Origin of the sequence: Rhizobium terricola (assembly GCF_012927355.1) — a bacterium.
Classification (GTDB): domain Bacteria; phylum Pseudomonadota; class Alphaproteobacteria; order Rhizobiales; family Rhizobiaceae; genus Allorhizobium; species Allorhizobium terricola.
The window spans coordinates 130,926-144,096 of sequence record NZ_JABBGK010000005.1; the positions used below are offsets into that span (position 1 = coordinate 130,926).

Annotated in this window: 13 protein-coding genes; 6 read left to right on the top strand and 7 right to left on the bottom strand. The window is 59.2% G+C overall.

All coding sequences use genetic code 11. From position 1 onward, the window contains the following. Positions 1-36: 36 nt before the first annotated feature. Positions 37-432 (top strand): MerR family transcriptional regulator, encoded by a 396-nt coding sequence (locus HHL25_RS19420; RefSeq protein ID WP_097143401.1) that lies wholly within the window; start codon positions 37-39, stop codon positions 430-432. A gap of 547 nt (positions 433-979) precedes the next feature. Here the strand turns inward: HHL25_RS19420 and HHL25_RS19425 are convergent. The 5 genes from HHL25_RS19425 to HHL25_RS19445 form a co-directional block, all read right to left on the bottom strand. Then, positions 980-3,451 carry a S8 family peptidase gene (locus HHL25_RS19425; protein WP_097143402.1) on the bottom strand — a complete coding sequence of 824 codons (2,472 nt, stop codon included), beginning with the start codon at positions 3,449-3,451 and terminating at the stop codon, positions 980-982. Next, the gene (locus HHL25_RS19430; protein ID WP_097143403.1) at positions 3,451-4,455 is read right to left on the bottom strand and encodes an AAA family ATPase; all 1,005 of its coding nucleotides are present in this window, start codon (positions 4,453-4,455) and stop codon (positions 3,451-3,453) included. Before HHL25_RS19430 ends, HHL25_RS19425 begins: the two co-directional genes overlap by 1 nt. Before the next feature lie 173 nt (positions 4,456-4,628). Beyond that, positions 4,629-5,762: an RHE_PE00001 family protein gene (locus tag HHL25_RS19435; RefSeq protein ID WP_205927936.1), complete on the bottom strand. Its 1,134-nt coding sequence runs from the start codon at positions 5,760-5,762 to the stop codon at positions 4,629-4,631. 252 nt (positions 5,763-6,014) lie between these two features. Continuing rightward, positions 6,015-6,446 (bottom strand): plasmid maintenance toxin (PemK-like), encoded by a 432-nt coding sequence (locus HHL25_RS19440; RefSeq protein WP_169594744.1) that lies wholly within the window; start codon positions 6,444-6,446, stop codon positions 6,015-6,017. After that, entirely contained in the window at positions 6,433-6,711 is a 279-nt protein-coding gene (locus HHL25_RS19445; RefSeq protein WP_148657803.1) for a type II toxin-antitoxin system Phd/YefM family antitoxin, read from the bottom strand. Before HHL25_RS19445 ends, HHL25_RS19440 begins: the two co-directional genes overlap by 14 nt. Before the next feature lie 77 nt (positions 6,712-6,788). Here HHL25_RS19445 and HHL25_RS19450 point away from each other — a divergent pair, with 77 nt between their 5' ends. The 3 genes from HHL25_RS19450 to HHL25_RS19460 all read left to right on the top strand — a co-directional run bounded on the left by HHL25_RS19450 (position 6,789) and on the right by HHL25_RS19460 (position 10,408). Continuing rightward, a complete protein-coding gene (locus HHL25_RS19450; protein WP_169594746.1) occupies positions 6,789-7,952 on the top strand; it encodes a site-specific integrase in 1,164 nt (387 codons plus the stop codon). A 667-nt stretch (positions 7,953-8,619) separates the two neighbouring features. Beyond that, the gene (locus tag HHL25_RS19455; protein ID WP_169594749.1) at positions 8,620-9,876 is read left to right on the top strand and encodes a hypothetical protein; all 1,257 of its coding nucleotides are present in this window, start codon (positions 8,620-8,622) and stop codon (positions 9,874-9,876) included. Between the two features lie 283 nt (positions 9,877-10,159). Continuing rightward, positions 10,160-10,408, top strand: a complete 249-nt coding sequence (locus tag HHL25_RS19460; protein WP_148657800.1) for a hypothetical protein — start codon at positions 10,160-10,162, stop codon at positions 10,406-10,408. A 261-nt stretch (positions 10,409-10,669) separates the two neighbouring features. Here HHL25_RS19460 and HHL25_RS19465 read toward each other — a convergent pair whose 3' ends face one another. Continuing rightward, positions 10,670-10,879: a LytS/YhcK type 5TM receptor domain-containing protein gene (locus HHL25_RS19465; protein WP_154722741.1), complete on the bottom strand. Its 210-nt coding sequence runs from the start codon at positions 10,877-10,879 to the stop codon at positions 10,670-10,672. 419 nt (positions 10,880-11,298) lie between these two features. Between HHL25_RS19465 and HHL25_RS19470 the strand changes: the two genes are divergently transcribed. After that, entirely contained in the window at positions 11,299-11,502 is a 204-nt protein-coding gene (locus HHL25_RS19470; RefSeq protein ID WP_148658743.1) for a cold-shock protein, read from the top strand. A 249-nt stretch (positions 11,503-11,751) separates the two neighbouring features. Here the strand turns inward: HHL25_RS19470 and HHL25_RS19475 are convergent, their stop codons facing one another. After that, entirely contained in the window at positions 11,752-11,982 is a 231-nt protein-coding gene (locus HHL25_RS19475) for a hypothetical protein (RefSeq protein ID WP_148658742.1), read from the bottom strand. A gap of 416 nt (positions 11,983-12,398) precedes the next feature. On the opposite strand from HHL25_RS19475, the gene HHL25_RS19480 reads away from it, so the two are divergent. Further along, entirely contained in the window at positions 12,399-12,794 is a 396-nt protein-coding gene (locus tag HHL25_RS19480; RefSeq protein WP_148658741.1) for a hypothetical protein, read from the top strand. Positions 12,795-13,171 lie beyond the last annotated feature (377 nt).

Here is a 13,171-nt window from a genome sequence, read left to right on the forward strand (position 1 = left end):
GTACTACCTGTAGTGACTACAGGAGCAAGACGAAAAATGCAGATCGGCGACTTATCCGAGAAATCGGGCGTGAACATAGAGACTATTCGCTATTACGAGCGCATCGGGGTCCTCCCAATCCCAGCCAGGATGTCCAACGGCCGTCGCACCTATGGCGAAGCAGACGCGCAACGACTGTGCTTTATCCGGAATGCCCGGGAACTTGGTTTCGATCTGGCATCGGTGCGCGTTCTTCTGGCTCTCCAGGAACAACCGGAAGCATCGTGTGAGGATGCAAGCCGCATCGCCCAAAGCCAACTCGACGCCGTGGAAGATCGTATCGCCCGTCTTACGAACCTGAAAACGGAACTGCGGCGGATGATAGCCGAATGCCGTCTCGGTCAGGTGGCCGATTGCCGGATCATCGACGCCATGGCGGGAGGAAGACCCTGAGGCTGACATCAAAACTGTGTTGGCAGACTTCAACCGACAGTTCCGGCGGACGAGGCCCGGCAAGTGGATGTTGCCCAGCGTCTCGGTGTCGCGCAGCCGACTGTCGCAAAGCGTCGGCCAGTGTTTTAAGCGGCCCGTCATTGTTGTTGGAACTGGACATTGAGGAGCACGGCCTTCGAGGAGAAACTCACGCAATCTCGGTACCAGACGCAGTCGCACAAAGACAGGCCGTCGGCGTGGTTGGGCTGCTTGCGTGGCTCAACTGAGGATCAGGCTCGCCATTTGCAGCTCAACCGGCTGATCGGCACATCAAATCTTCAACGCCTCGACAATAACCTTGAAGGCTGGCGAGTTCTGCCGTCTGCCGGGATAGAACAGATAAGCATGGACGGCTGTTGGCATCGAACGCCTTGAAGGGATACGAACCATCGCCCCTATTATCACCAGAGCCTACCGACCATCTCGTCCAAACACTTGGACAAGTCTCGCACCAAATCGGAAGGAGTGCGGGCCTATTGTGGCCGGCCGCCAATTAATCAAAGGAATCCTACACCTGTGCGACGATCTCTGTCTTCAGAATCGTCTCGACCGCCGCATAAAGATCAACCGCGGCACCAGGCGCGCGAATGGTCACGATCAGCGAATAGCGCGCCTTCTCGTTGTATCGGTCCAGATACGGCTTTTCCTTCCACCAACCGCCAACTGGATAAATACCGATGGCGTCACGCTCGGCAAGATCAGCCGCCGTTCCCCGCCAGAAATCCGAATGCAGCGATCCGCTGTCGCGGAATGTACCCAATAACCAGCTTTCGCCGACGTTGACGGGTGTACCTTCTTCCTCGTTTCGGGCAGCCTGGTTGATGCGGGCACGGAACTCGTCGACGGATTCCGTGGCTGTTTTCATCTGGAAGCGCAATCCGTGAGAAGCGTATCTGTGACGCCTAGTCCAGCCTCGCTCGCCGGGGTTCGGCTCGATGAAATAGGACAGCGTGACCCGGACCTCGACAGGCTCAGCGCCCAAGGCCAGCAGATTGTCCTTCGGCCAAGGAAGCAGATGAAGCTTCATATCTCTCATTTTGACTGATCCGCTCCCTTCTCGCTGGAAGGGTCGAATGTCGTCCTCGATCATCAAAGTCAGATCGTTATTGGCGGAAAGCAGCGCTCTGCCGAGATTTGGCACGCCGTAACCGTAGCGGCGCAAAATCGATTGCAATTGCGTTTTGTTGCCGTGGCAGGCCGTGACGCGGGCGGCCATCGCAGGTGTCCATTCGGCAGAATGAACCAATAAAGCACGGACAGTCTCGGGCCAGAGCCCCGGCCGGCTGACCATGATCTCTGCCGCGAGCTTGGCAGCTTGCGCGGTTGCGGAACTGGTGTCGCCAATCGTAGAGAAGTAGCGGTTTTCGGGCCGGAAGTGCGTCGTCAGAATGCGCAGGTCATCAATCGGCTCACCAGGATTGACGCCGTCATGCGCCAGGTTCCCGCCCTCCATGACGATGTCCGGCTTGACCGGCCACTGACGATCCCAGGTGACGGAGGTCCTGCTCGCCGGAGACAGTTCTCCAGCGGGCGCGATCGGGGCGTAGCCGGCAAAAGGCGCATCGATAACGTCAACTTTGTTGGTGAAAGCCCCGACGGTGATTGCGTTCCAAGCTTGCGCTGGATCATCTAGCGGTTCGATATCGTTGCGAACCAGGTGATCCGCAGGGCTTAAGTCAACCCGTATGTTTCCAGCAGCTATCAGGATCAACCGCTGCGCATCCGTCTCGAAGCAGAGTTGGTCGATCGAAGCAGACCAGGATGAGGCTCGCCCCCGCGAAGGAGCCGTGCTTGTTATAGCAGTCGCTACGACCCGACTTCTGTGCGGCGCCTGAATCTCGGCTCGAGCAATCGCCTCACCGGTAATCGCGCCGTAGAGATCAGGTCGGTTTTCATCCGCGTCGCCAGGTGGCAGAATTCTAACACTTTCCAGCCGATATTGCAGTTCGACAGCGTCCTCAGAAGCAAGCGGATCAATCAGATCGTTATAAAGTGCTACTCCGGCCATTCGCGTGCCGTGACCCTGCCAAGCTGGCGTGTCGTCGGCGCCCCAAGCCGGATTGATCGTATGCCAATCATCGATCGACAACACCGGCTCGATCAAAGGATGAGTGCGGCGGACCCCGCTGTCCAAAAGGCATATAGCAACGTCACCGGCAGTCTGCGAGACCTGAACGCGACCAGCGAGATCGTCTGTCCAAGCTCTTTGTTCTGCACCTCCAAGACCTTTGAAAAACGCTGGCGTATCTTTTGCCCGGCGCAACTCAGCGATGGTATCGCTGCGAGCAACGACGCGATCCATGGTCACGGTGCTTGCCAACGCCAAGACGACTTCGCGCTCGGGGAACCGGATGGCGTGCTGGCGCAGCTCTATTTCCAAAGCGGCCGCTATGGCTTCAAACTTCTCACGCCTGCCTTCGCGCAACCAGATTTCCCACCACACCGCGAGTTGCTGGTCGGGTGGAAACAGCGCTGCGTCATCCGTGAAGAGAGAACGCGCGGATGCCAGCTGTGCGGTTTCGATCCTTGAAATTAGAGGCTCATTTCGAGGACGCCCTTTGTCGGTGTCCGTCGATCGATACTGCTCAATCTTGTTTAGGAAGTAGTTTTTTGCACGCTCGGGCACAAATACCGAGGCCTTGACGATACCGCCGTCGCCTTCCGGCTCGCGGACTGCGACAACCTCCATTTTTTGTTGTCTGTTCGCGAGCTGGTCGATTGCGGCCCCCTCGGAGGCAGGAAGATCGAACTCGAGATAGAAACCGCGCGTCTCAAAGGCTGTTACCCCGGTTTCGGCAAGCTGCTGCTCTGCCGCCGCGACAGCTCCTCCGACTGCCAACGCCAGCGCCTGGGCATGAGCCTGCCTATTGCGTTGAGGTAGCGCCGGTGGGTCAATTTTCCGGTTTGGGCGCCGGTATGGCTCTGCCGCGCCGTTATCTCTCAGCAGGAAATGCGGGCGATCGCGTGGTCCGGTTGCCATTATGGCCTGTTGCTCGCATCCATAGCTTGGGCAGCCAAGCGGCGCTCGGCAAGCGCGTCAAATATGCTTGCAGCAGTGACCGTGCCCGAATTATCCAGAATGACGGACTTGGCGGCGTCGTCAGCCACACGAGTAATATCTGCCGGCGAAAGGCCGTGTGCCGCGTTCGCGACATCTACCCACGACAGTTCGGGTGTTGCGAAGCGATCAAGCCTGTTACGAAGGATCGCTTCGATGAGTGACACATCCGGAAGCGTGTATTCGATAACGTCGTCGAAACGACGCAAAAGCGCCCGGTCCAGTAGTTCGGGATGGTTCGTCGCAGCGACGATTAAGGCCTGGCTTTCATCCTGTTCTACGAATTGAAGGAAGGAATTGAGCACACGCCGGATTTCTCCGACGTCCTGCCGGTCTCCCCTCTTCGCTCCGATCGCATCAAACTCATCAAAGAGATACACGCCGCGGGTCGCGGTCATGGCATCGAAAACCAAGCGCAACTTCGACGCGGTCTCGCCCATAAACTTTGTGATGAGGCCGTCCAAGAGAATGGTGAACAAGGGAAGATGCAGTTCTCCCGCCAAGGCGCTCGCCGTCATCGTCTTGCCGGCGCCCGGCGGACCGACGAGCAAGATCTTGCGGCGCGGCTGAAGTCCGTGGCTTTGGAGGCTCGCCTGCTGCCGCTGCTCGGCTAAAATACGATCGAGACGTTGGCGAAGGGGTTGTGCCAGAACCATGTCTGTTAGGCGGATGTCGGGGTAACGGGCACTCAGCAGACCGGCGAGTTCACCCTTCGGCTGCACAAGTACGATCGCCCCGCCCGCCCGGCGCATGCTCGGCTGGCGCGTCTTTGCTGTATCAACGAGATCTTTAACCTCCTGCGCCAGCTTACCATGCCCCTGCCGCGCCTCATGGGCGGCCAACTGGAGAGCCGTCGACAGGAAACGGTCCTCATCGCCGGCGATGTGGCTTTTCAGAAGAGTCACAATGTGGCGAGCGGTGGTCATCGTAATCTGCCGTTTCGTTCTGTTTTTGGACTATCAGCTGCAGCGCAATTTGCAACGCAATTCCCCCAAGGTTAACAACCAATCCCTTACTATACCGTTCCGCGGAACTAAGTGACGGTCTAGCGGCCCCGCCCCGAAGTTAGCATAACCTTTTTATGTCTGCCGGTCAGAACTCATAAAATCCCCCACGCCCGAAACCTCCCCCTGCCCGTCATCTCCCTCAAGCCCAGTTCCTGCACGATGCGCCGCGCGCCTTGCGGCGTCACCTCCAGCGTCTTCGCCACCATGCCGGCGGAGATGAGCGGCCGCGCCATGACGAGCTCGACGAGCTCCGGCAGCCTGGACGACGTCCGGCGTCCCTCGAGCTTGCGCATCATCATCTGCCGCGCCAGCACCAGGCGATCATGTTCTTTAAGCCCCGTCTCGGCGGAGATTGTCAGCGCCCTTGCTATCGCCAGCAATCGTGTCCCGCGATCACGATGCCTGCGGCGATCGACAGGGATCACTTTAAGCCCAAGATTGATCGCCGCGAGATGCCCGCTTGTGGTAACGCCGCCCTCGCGCAGGACCGAGGCGGAAAGCAGTCGACCGAGCCAGGGCGCATGCTGCAGGACGGCAATCTCGTTCCAGGCATCGAGGGCGATGATCGCCTTCAAGACCGGCGGCAAATCATCAGCTCGGCCGAGGGCGGTCTCCCACTCCGCCAGCCGCTCGTCCTCATCCCAGTCGAGATCGTAGACGAAGGGATCCTTATCAGGAGCGTTCTTCGGGCGACCCCGCTTTTTCGCCTCTTCAATCGCGGCCCCAGACCGGGCGAGCACAGCATCGATCGCGGCCAACGCACCACCCAGACCATCATTGTCAGGATCTTCGGCCTGCCCTACCCCAGCCCCAATGCTGCCCACATCAACACTCCCATCCGGCACCCCCTCTCCGTCTCCACCCCATGGTGCCGCAGACCACGCCTGCCCGCGGAGGGAGGCGAGGCCGGGGCCCGAGAGCGCCCAGGCGGCGGGATGGGCAGCGATGCGGCGTCGGGTTTTCAGGATGTCGCGGGCGATTGTGAGTTCGTGGGTGGGTGCGCGGATGTCTCGAAGCGCGTCATGCAGGACGAGGTCCTCGAGATGAACGAGTTCACCGTCGACCCAGAGCGAGGCATGCGCGTCGAGGAAATGCGAGCGCTCGAGAAAGCCCTCGCCGACGGGAGAACGGGCGATGCGCTCGTCGAGACGGGTGAGCGCGACGGCGGCCTCGGAGATCGGCCGCAGCAGGCTCTGGATGGGCAATCTGGCGATATCATAAGACATTGAATCTATGGTAAATGATTCCTTAAGCGAAAGCTATAGCACCCATACGGTTCCGTACATCATATGAATGAGCCCGGGCTCGCTGACCCCCGATAAGTAACCCTTATCGAAAGTGATTGATTTGGCGGCTCTGAAGGCCTAAATCAACCTAGCCGACATGTCCGGTGAAATGGGGTGCACTCCAGCAAATCACGGCGAAGATCACAGCGGGATGCGTAGATCTTGATGACGAACAACAGGATGAAGAGCAGCTCAGTCGCTGCGGATGGTCGCCTTGTGACGCTGGCTTCTCGCAAGATCGATAAACCGGCGCTTTACCTCTTCGAAGAGTGCCGGAGGCAGTGGCCCATGATATCCGCTCTCGCTGTCAACAGGGCGAACATCAGGCCCCGGCCAGACGAAACGATTGCTTTCGGTCAGCACGATCCAGGATCGTTCGTCATCGAGACCCAGGCGGCGCTTAGTGGCAGGCGGGATTTCGATTGCTTCGCTAGGATCGGACGGTGGGGAATGCGTGATTGGCAGGACACGTACTGCCGGCGTCCCGTCCTCGAGCGTCGCAACAATGGCCAGCACCAGAGCGGGGCGGTCCTTGTCACCCTCTTCCCGTCCGTCCAGATGCTGCCAATGCCAGAGATAGGAATAGCGAAAGACCCAGCCGACCTTAGGTTCAATCGGCAGCATTCTTGTCCATCAGCAGTTCGGCATTGAGATGATCAAGGCCCGTTTCCATCGTCGAAGCCTCGATCGTGGCAAGCTCGTCGTCACTGATCGCAGCCGTCAGATCGACCCTCCGATCGCGCTTTGCCAGCCGGAGATAATCTTCATAAGCCATGAGCACCGTGCGCGGCCGGCCGTTCTTGGTGATGATCACTGGCTCTCGCACGGCCGCATCCTGGTAGGCACCAAAGTTCTTCGAAACCGCAGCTGCTGTCACAGTCGACGTCATGGCAAATCTCCTTTGTTCCGGAATATACGGGCTTTCCGGAAATTTTGCAAATGTGCTCCTGAAAGTGACGGAATACGATGACGCGAAAGCCACTAACATCCAAATCGACCGACGATGTGGTTACGCGACGTGTGGAAGAACTCGATACCATCGCTGCCGTACTCCCAATGGAACGCCGTGACGAATTGGCTGAGCTCCTGACGGACCAGGATGTCGAGACGCTCCGTCATCTCGTCAACGAAGGCATGGGCGCAAATACACTGCGCGCGCTCACCTCCGATCTCGCCTACCTGCAGGCCTGGTCGCTGGCGGCATCAGGACGGTCCCTGCCCTGGCCGGCGCCCGAGGCGCTTCTGCTGAAATTTGTCGCCCATCACCTGTGGGATGCGCAAAAGCGCCTGACCGATCCGCACCACGGCATGCCGCCCGAGGTCGAAGATGCGCTGCGCCTCCAGGGCTTCCTGCGCACGTCGGGGCCCCATGCCGCCGACACCGTGCGGCGTCGGCTGTCGACCTGGTCGACGCTGACGAAATGGCGCGGGCTTCAGGGGTGCTTCGCCTCCCCTGCCCTCAAGTCGGCGATCCGCCTTGCTGTGCGCGCCGTACCGCGGACAAGGAAACGCAAGAGCGCCAAGGCCGTGACCGGCGATGTCCTGGCAGACCTCGTTGCCACCTGCAGGACCGACAGCCTGCGGGACGTCCGGGACCGGGCGATCCTGATGGTGGCCTTCGCCTCCGGCGGGCGGCGGCGCAGCGAAATCGCGGCCCTGAGGACAGAGCAGTTGCAGCCGGAAGATCCCCTCCGCACCGAGGACGGTTCCGCACTTGCCTCGCTCTCCATCGATCTCGGCCGCACCAAGACCAGCAGTGCCGAAAGCGGCGAGCGGGTCTATCTCACGGGCCGCCCCGTCGATGCGCTGAACGCGTGGCTGACGGCGGCGAAGATCGAGACGGGAAGCGTGTTTCGAGCCATCGATCGCTGGGGCAATGTCTCGCGCCGACCGCTCGATCCCAAGGCCATCAACGATATCGTCAAGAGCCGCGCCAGGCTGGCGGGGCTCGACCCGGCCGATTACTCCGCCCACGGCCTCAGATCCGGCTATCTCACCGAAGCCGCCAATCGCGGCATACCGCTGCCCGAGGCCATGGAACAGTCGCGGCATCGCTCGGTGCAGCAGGCGTCGCGCTACTATAATCCCGCTAACCGCCGGGTCGGCCGGGCGGCCCGCCTGCTGGACTGAGCGAGCGCACTGGGTTTTCCGATGGCGCCAACCTCTGAGAAAGCAGAGCCGCTATGAGCAAGCAACGAACAAGTTTTCGCCTCGAGTCTGCGACGGTTCAATCCGCATAGTTTTGGTCATAAAACAGAACATCCTTTCCGGTGGACTGCCGTTTCATCTATCACGGCCAAGAAAAAGCTGATCGTTGACCCGCATGGAGTGAAATTCACCGTAGGCCTGTAGAACCGCAAAGGGTTAGCCGGGGCCTACTCCGTAGAGTTACGCGGCCACAGTCGGGCCTTCCATGCCCTGGTGGTGCTCTGAGTTGCGGCTGGCGAGGGTGGCAGCGGACGACCGCGCAGTGGTCCGACTGGAAACCGTGCACCCGCAACCAGTTTTTCCCGTGCCGGGGCGGGCCATGCGCGTAGTAGTCATCTCCGGGCAAGATGGGGGCCAGCCAAAAAATCGGCCGCATAGTTGACGCTAATCAAGACCGGTCGAAAATATTGAGGAAGATTTAACGAAATTTCACCAGATCTCGCACCCCGAAAGGAGGGGGTCGATGGCCTTATCGCGGTTCGTTCCGTCTGGGTGTGAGGGTGTGCGAGGGCGCCCGGGCGCCCGCGGAGCACGCGGCAAGGCATGCAATGATGCTGGCCCCGCCTCCTGGTGAATGAGGAATTTGAGAATGTCGATGATTGTTGAGCCGGGCCTTGTTTCAGGTCATGCGGCACAGGCGGTGTCTGCCGTCCCCTTCCATCCTTCGGAGATCTTCTTCTCCCGCACCGACGGGCGGGGCAAGATCGTCGCCGGCAATTCCGTCTTCCAGCGCATCAGCCAGTATGACTGGGACGAGCTCCTGGGGCAGCCGCACAATGTCATCCGCCATGCCGACATGCCGCGCGGCATCTTCTGGCTGCTCTGGGACCGCATCCGGCGCGGCCTTCTGACCGGCGCCTATGTGAAGAACCGCGCGCGCGACGGCCGGCACTACTGGGTCTTTGCCATCGTGGCGCCTGCCGAGAATGGTTATCTCTCGGTCCGGATCAAGCCCGGCAGCGAAACGTTCGGGCTGGTTGCCCGGGAATATGCCCAGCTGCTGACGCTGGAGACGGAGCGGAGCCTGACGCCCGCCCAAAGCGGCGCGCTCATGACCGAGCGGCTGGCCGAACTCGGCTTTTCCGACTACGACGCCTTCATGGCCCATGCGCTCACCGACGAGGTGGCGGCGCGCAACGCCATGATCGAGCGCCCCGAGGATCGCATGATGGCGCATTTCCGCAAGCTGATGGACGGTGCGCGCTCGATCATGCAGACCACGGCGCAGTTGGTCAGCGGCTACGCGCAACACCAGTTCGTGCCGCTTAATCTGTTCGTGCAGGCGGGCCGGCTGGGACAGGCGGGGTCGGCCATCGGCACGATCTCCGGCAATTACAGCCTGCTCTCCGAGGAGATCCGATCCGGGCTTGCAAGCTTCAGCGTCGCCGCCGTCCGGGTCTCCTCCAATATCTGCGAGGGTGCCTTCATGCTGGGTACCGCCCGCATCCAGCAGGAAACCATCAGTCTGTTTGCGAGCGAACCGCCGCAGGCCGCTGTCGATCACGCCCGTGAAATGTGCCATCTGACGGCCCAGGAACAGTCCTACCGGCGCAATGCCCGCGATAAGCTCTGCGGCATTCGCGATGACGTCGAGCAGTTTCATCGCCAGACGCTCGATCTCAAGCGCCTGGCCTCGGGCCTGTCGGCGATCCGGGTCATGGGCAAGGTCGAAAGCGGGCGTCTTGCCGTTGCCGTGCTGGCCGATCTGATCGCCGATCTCGAGGCCTTCCAGGCGGTCATCGCGGCCGGTCTCACCGAGATCGCCCTCGTGAACCAGGATCTGCGCCAGAAGGTGGCGGCTCTCGTCGAGGCTTATGGCAGTAAGAGAAACACCGATGAGATTTAGCTATCCTTGCAAGCGATGAGCGGGATGGACGTCTCATATGCTCCAATAGGAGACGTGAACTCCTTTGAAGTTCGAGGCGGGAACTGAGCCGTTCGAGCAGACTACGCCAAGCAGACTGTGCCAAGCAGCCGCTACGGCTGCTGCCCTCGTTTAGCGGCCGCGGAGTGGACTCCCTCGCGAGGAGCGCGTACGTTAGGCCCATCGTCAGCATCCGATGATGGTAGGGGCTGACGGTTGAGGGTTACCACGTGCTGCCGCCTGTGATCTTCGAGGAGGAGCCGAGATGTCTTCGGATGCAACTAGCGATTCACCTGATAAGTATTTTCTTATGCGGCACCTTTCGTGGTGGGCAGCCCGTCTGACGACCGATCCTGATGAACAGCGCCAGCTGATCGATCAAACGATTGCTGTGGCGATTTATGATTCAGAAGTCTTAGATGCGGAGGATGTTGATGCCGCGCTGGAGCGCGTCATGCAACGCCTGACATCGTGGGATTTGCCTGCAGGCTGCTCCGGCTCGCCGCTCGAGTAAGTGCTGATAAAATACCTAATCTTGGCCTGGCTTTTTGGATACACGTCGGTTGTGTGATTAACCGGAAGGAAGGACGAAAGCTGCGCCACGCATTCCGCTACCGATGACCGGTCTCGGCCCAAAGCCGCCATCAACGTGTTGCGGGAAGATGGGAAAGAGTACGGCCATCGTGTCTGGAGATGCCCTACCCGGTACTTTCACTTCCGGCACTTCATGGCTCAATGGCTCAGGCCGAGACGAGACTGATCTGGCCAATTTTTGTCACCAGCTTGCACCTCGCGGCCAAGCCAGCACCGCCCCTGCCCAACCAAGGTAAAAGCGGAAGCCCGCGGCCATGATGGCGGTGATCAGCGCAGCGCCCGGCCCGCCGAATACAGCAGCGGACTCAATGATCGCAAGGCGGAGGTCAAAGATGCCCCCTACATCGAAGCGGACCGAGAGTACCATTGAGGCGATCGCCGCCAAGCCCATTGTGATTCCAAAGCCAGCACATCGCAGCTTGGGTGGCAATTGGTAAAAGCGATAGGAGAGATGTCTCCAGATCGCGACAATCAAAGCTACGCGGAAAGATTGCCAGGAAGAACTTTCCAGACGTCAACCATTCTCAAGCACCGTCACGCCACGCCCCGAACACTCAGCCGGAAGAGACGACCCTGCGCTTTTGATCGCGCCGCGGAACGCAGTCACAAGCCCAAACCGCCAACACATTTCATTCCCAATATCTGCCAAAAACCTAAAGCATCGGTTTATGAACAGCGATCATCGCCTAAGGTCTGGGTCCGGCCGATCATCGCATTTTCAAGCCTTTCCCCAGTGACTTGGCAGGATGTAGCTTGTTACTCGGTCGCGTGGCGGCTAGGGTCTGCCTCTCAATCACCAAAGAGGTAAATATGGCGACCGGAACAGTAAAATTCTTTGCTCAGGACAAGGGCTTCGGCTTCATCACCCCAGATGACGGCGGTCAGGACGTCTTTGTGCATATCTCTGCAATCGGCTTCGGCGAGGCGTTGAAGGATGGCCAGAAGGTTCGCTACGAAGTAGGCCAGGACCGCAAGACGGGCAAATCTAAGGCCGAAAACGTTTCGGTGATTTGAGCCGTCACATAGGAAATTCCGCGCGGCGATCCGATCGTACATCGGTCGTCGCGCAGCTCGCACATGCCCAAAGGTTTTCTCCAGCAGTGACAGATCGTCAGCTGTCAGTACTGAACTCTTTTTTTGGCAACGTCGTGGAACATGAATAGGAATTAGTAGTTCCTGCGCTCCTATCAAGTCCTTTAAATCGTGCTGATGGCTCTCGATTGTCATTGCAATAACGTACTGTAAGGCAAAGCACGGCCGTTCCTAGGAGTTGTGATGGTTGAGAAAGCTGCTGCCCCTGGCCATCGCTTTCAACTCTTCCTCGCTCCGAAAACCCGACTTGAACAGGGCTACCAGCTCCTTTGCCAGCCCAAGCTCTTCATCCGTATTTGAGTCGCCAGATTGGTCTCGAAATAGATCGGCGAGCACATTGCGTAACAATGCCAACCCTTGCGGGCCTATCTCCTGTTCGTCATCGAAATAGGTTCCACCCATCAGCCGGCCCTCTTTGCCTCATCACATAGTGACATGACATCACGTCCATAAGCTTGGCAACACACATTCTCTAAAGAACTCAACGTCTATCCCGCCTCTTTTCCATCGAGGCGACTTTTGGTTCCGTCATCCATTCTATGCGACTACCCTGCCGCCTTCCTTTATCGGTTACAAAGGCCGTGCTGCTTGTGGGGGAGAAAGGCGCTCTGCCCTCTCCCCCACAAGCACTACACCGGTCTCCCCATGCTTCAGCCTTCAGCCTTCGGCCTGCAGCATCGGCCGAATTTTCATGAAATCCGTCTCGGCCCTCCGGGTGGGTGGTTCCCCTCCGGTTTAGGAGCCGGAGCGGGACTCCTTCCCTCCCTTCAACTTCGGGAGGTCTAGGAGTGATCGCGTGCGCTTGTGGAGAGGGAAAGATGACAGAAAAGCTCGAGCCGCAACCCGATGAGCCCCTGTGCGTGAAGGTCGAACGTCACGGGGCGGTTTACGTGGCGGCCGTCAGCAGCACGGGCGGCGTTGACTTGGATCGGGAAGTGAAGGCACGCTTGAAGATCATCAGGCACGCACCACTGGTTTCGGAAGAGAGAAATCAGAAGCTGATCTTCGTAGCAGGATATCTGGTCGTCTCGAAGGGCAGCTTGCAACCGGAGGAGATAGAGCTTCTTCTTTTAGCTCCGTCAACTACCGGTACATTGACGGGAAACGGGCATCTGACTTTGAGCTTCAATAGTTGGTCGCAACCCACTCGCCGGATACTGAGTTGGCAAATCCAACGACATGATCTAGAGGCGCTGCGCTCGGCTTCCTCTTGATGGCCGCGACGCATGACACGCCCGGATCGCTGGCGTTCCCGTCACCTTCTACCAAGCCGAAGGTTAGATCCTCTTCCTCCGCCGGTTCTGAGAGGATTGCGGGCATAAGCCTTACGGCATGCGGCTAGAGCTTCCTCCTCTGTCGGAAGCCGATGGACAGGAGCCGGAGGGCTGGGAACCAACGAAGGATTGGCTGCGATAATGGACGCGATCTCCGCATCAGTAGGAGCCCCAACAATCGGCTCTGGCTCCGGCATAATGAGAAATGTGCCGCATGCCCCCTTCTCAACCCATGTAACGCACTGATTATTAGGAAGAATCTCCAGAAAAAAACGGCTGACAATTTACCCTCCTCTCCGAATGACCGAGAAAACGGC

Bases quoted from the DNA above. Each gene is read 5' to 3' on its own strand.
- HHL25_RS19420 (WP_097143401.1), top strand. From the start codon at position 37: ATGCAGATCGGCGACTTATCCGAGAAATCGGGCGTGAACATAGAGACT.
- HHL25_RS19425 (WP_097143402.1), bottom strand. From the start codon at position 3,451: ATGGCAACCGGACCACGCGATCGCCCGCATTTCCTGCTGAGAGATAAC.
- HHL25_RS19430 (WP_097143403.1), bottom strand. From the start codon at position 4,455: ATGACCACCGCTCGCCACATTGTGACTCTTCTGAAAAGCCACATCGCC.
- HHL25_RS19435 (WP_205927936.1), bottom strand. From the start codon at position 5,762: ATGTCTTATGATATCGCCAGATTGCCCATCCAGAGCCTGCTGCGGCCG.
- HHL25_RS19440 (WP_169594744.1), bottom strand. From the start codon at position 6,446: ATGCTGCCGATTGAACCTAAGGTCGGCTGGGTCTTTCGCTATTCCTAT.
- HHL25_RS19445 (WP_148657803.1), bottom strand. From the start codon at position 6,711: ATGACGTCGACTGTGACAGCAGCTGCGGTTTCGAAGAACTTTGGTGCC.
- HHL25_RS19450 (WP_169594746.1), top strand. From the start codon at position 6,789: ATGACGCGAAAGCCACTAACATCCAAATCGACCGACGATGTGGTTACG.
- HHL25_RS19455 (WP_169594749.1), top strand. From the start codon at position 8,620: ATGTCGATGATTGTTGAGCCGGGCCTTGTTTCAGGTCATGCGGCACAG.
- HHL25_RS19460 (WP_148657800.1), top strand. From the start codon at position 10,160: ATGTCTTCGGATGCAACTAGCGATTCACCTGATAAGTATTTTCTTATG.
- HHL25_RS19465 (WP_154722741.1), bottom strand. From the start codon at position 10,879: ATGGGCTTGGCGGCGATCGCCTCAATGGTACTCTCGGTCCGCTTCGAT.
- HHL25_RS19470 (WP_148658743.1), top strand. From the start codon at position 11,299: ATGGCGACCGGAACAGTAAAATTCTTTGCTCAGGACAAGGGCTTCGGC.
- HHL25_RS19475 (WP_148658742.1), bottom strand. From the start codon at position 11,982: ATGGGTGGAACCTATTTCGATGACGAACAGGAGATAGGCCCGCAAGGG.
- HHL25_RS19480 (WP_148658741.1), top strand. From the start codon at position 12,399: ATGACAGAAAAGCTCGAGCCGCAACCCGATGAGCCCCTGTGCGTGAAG.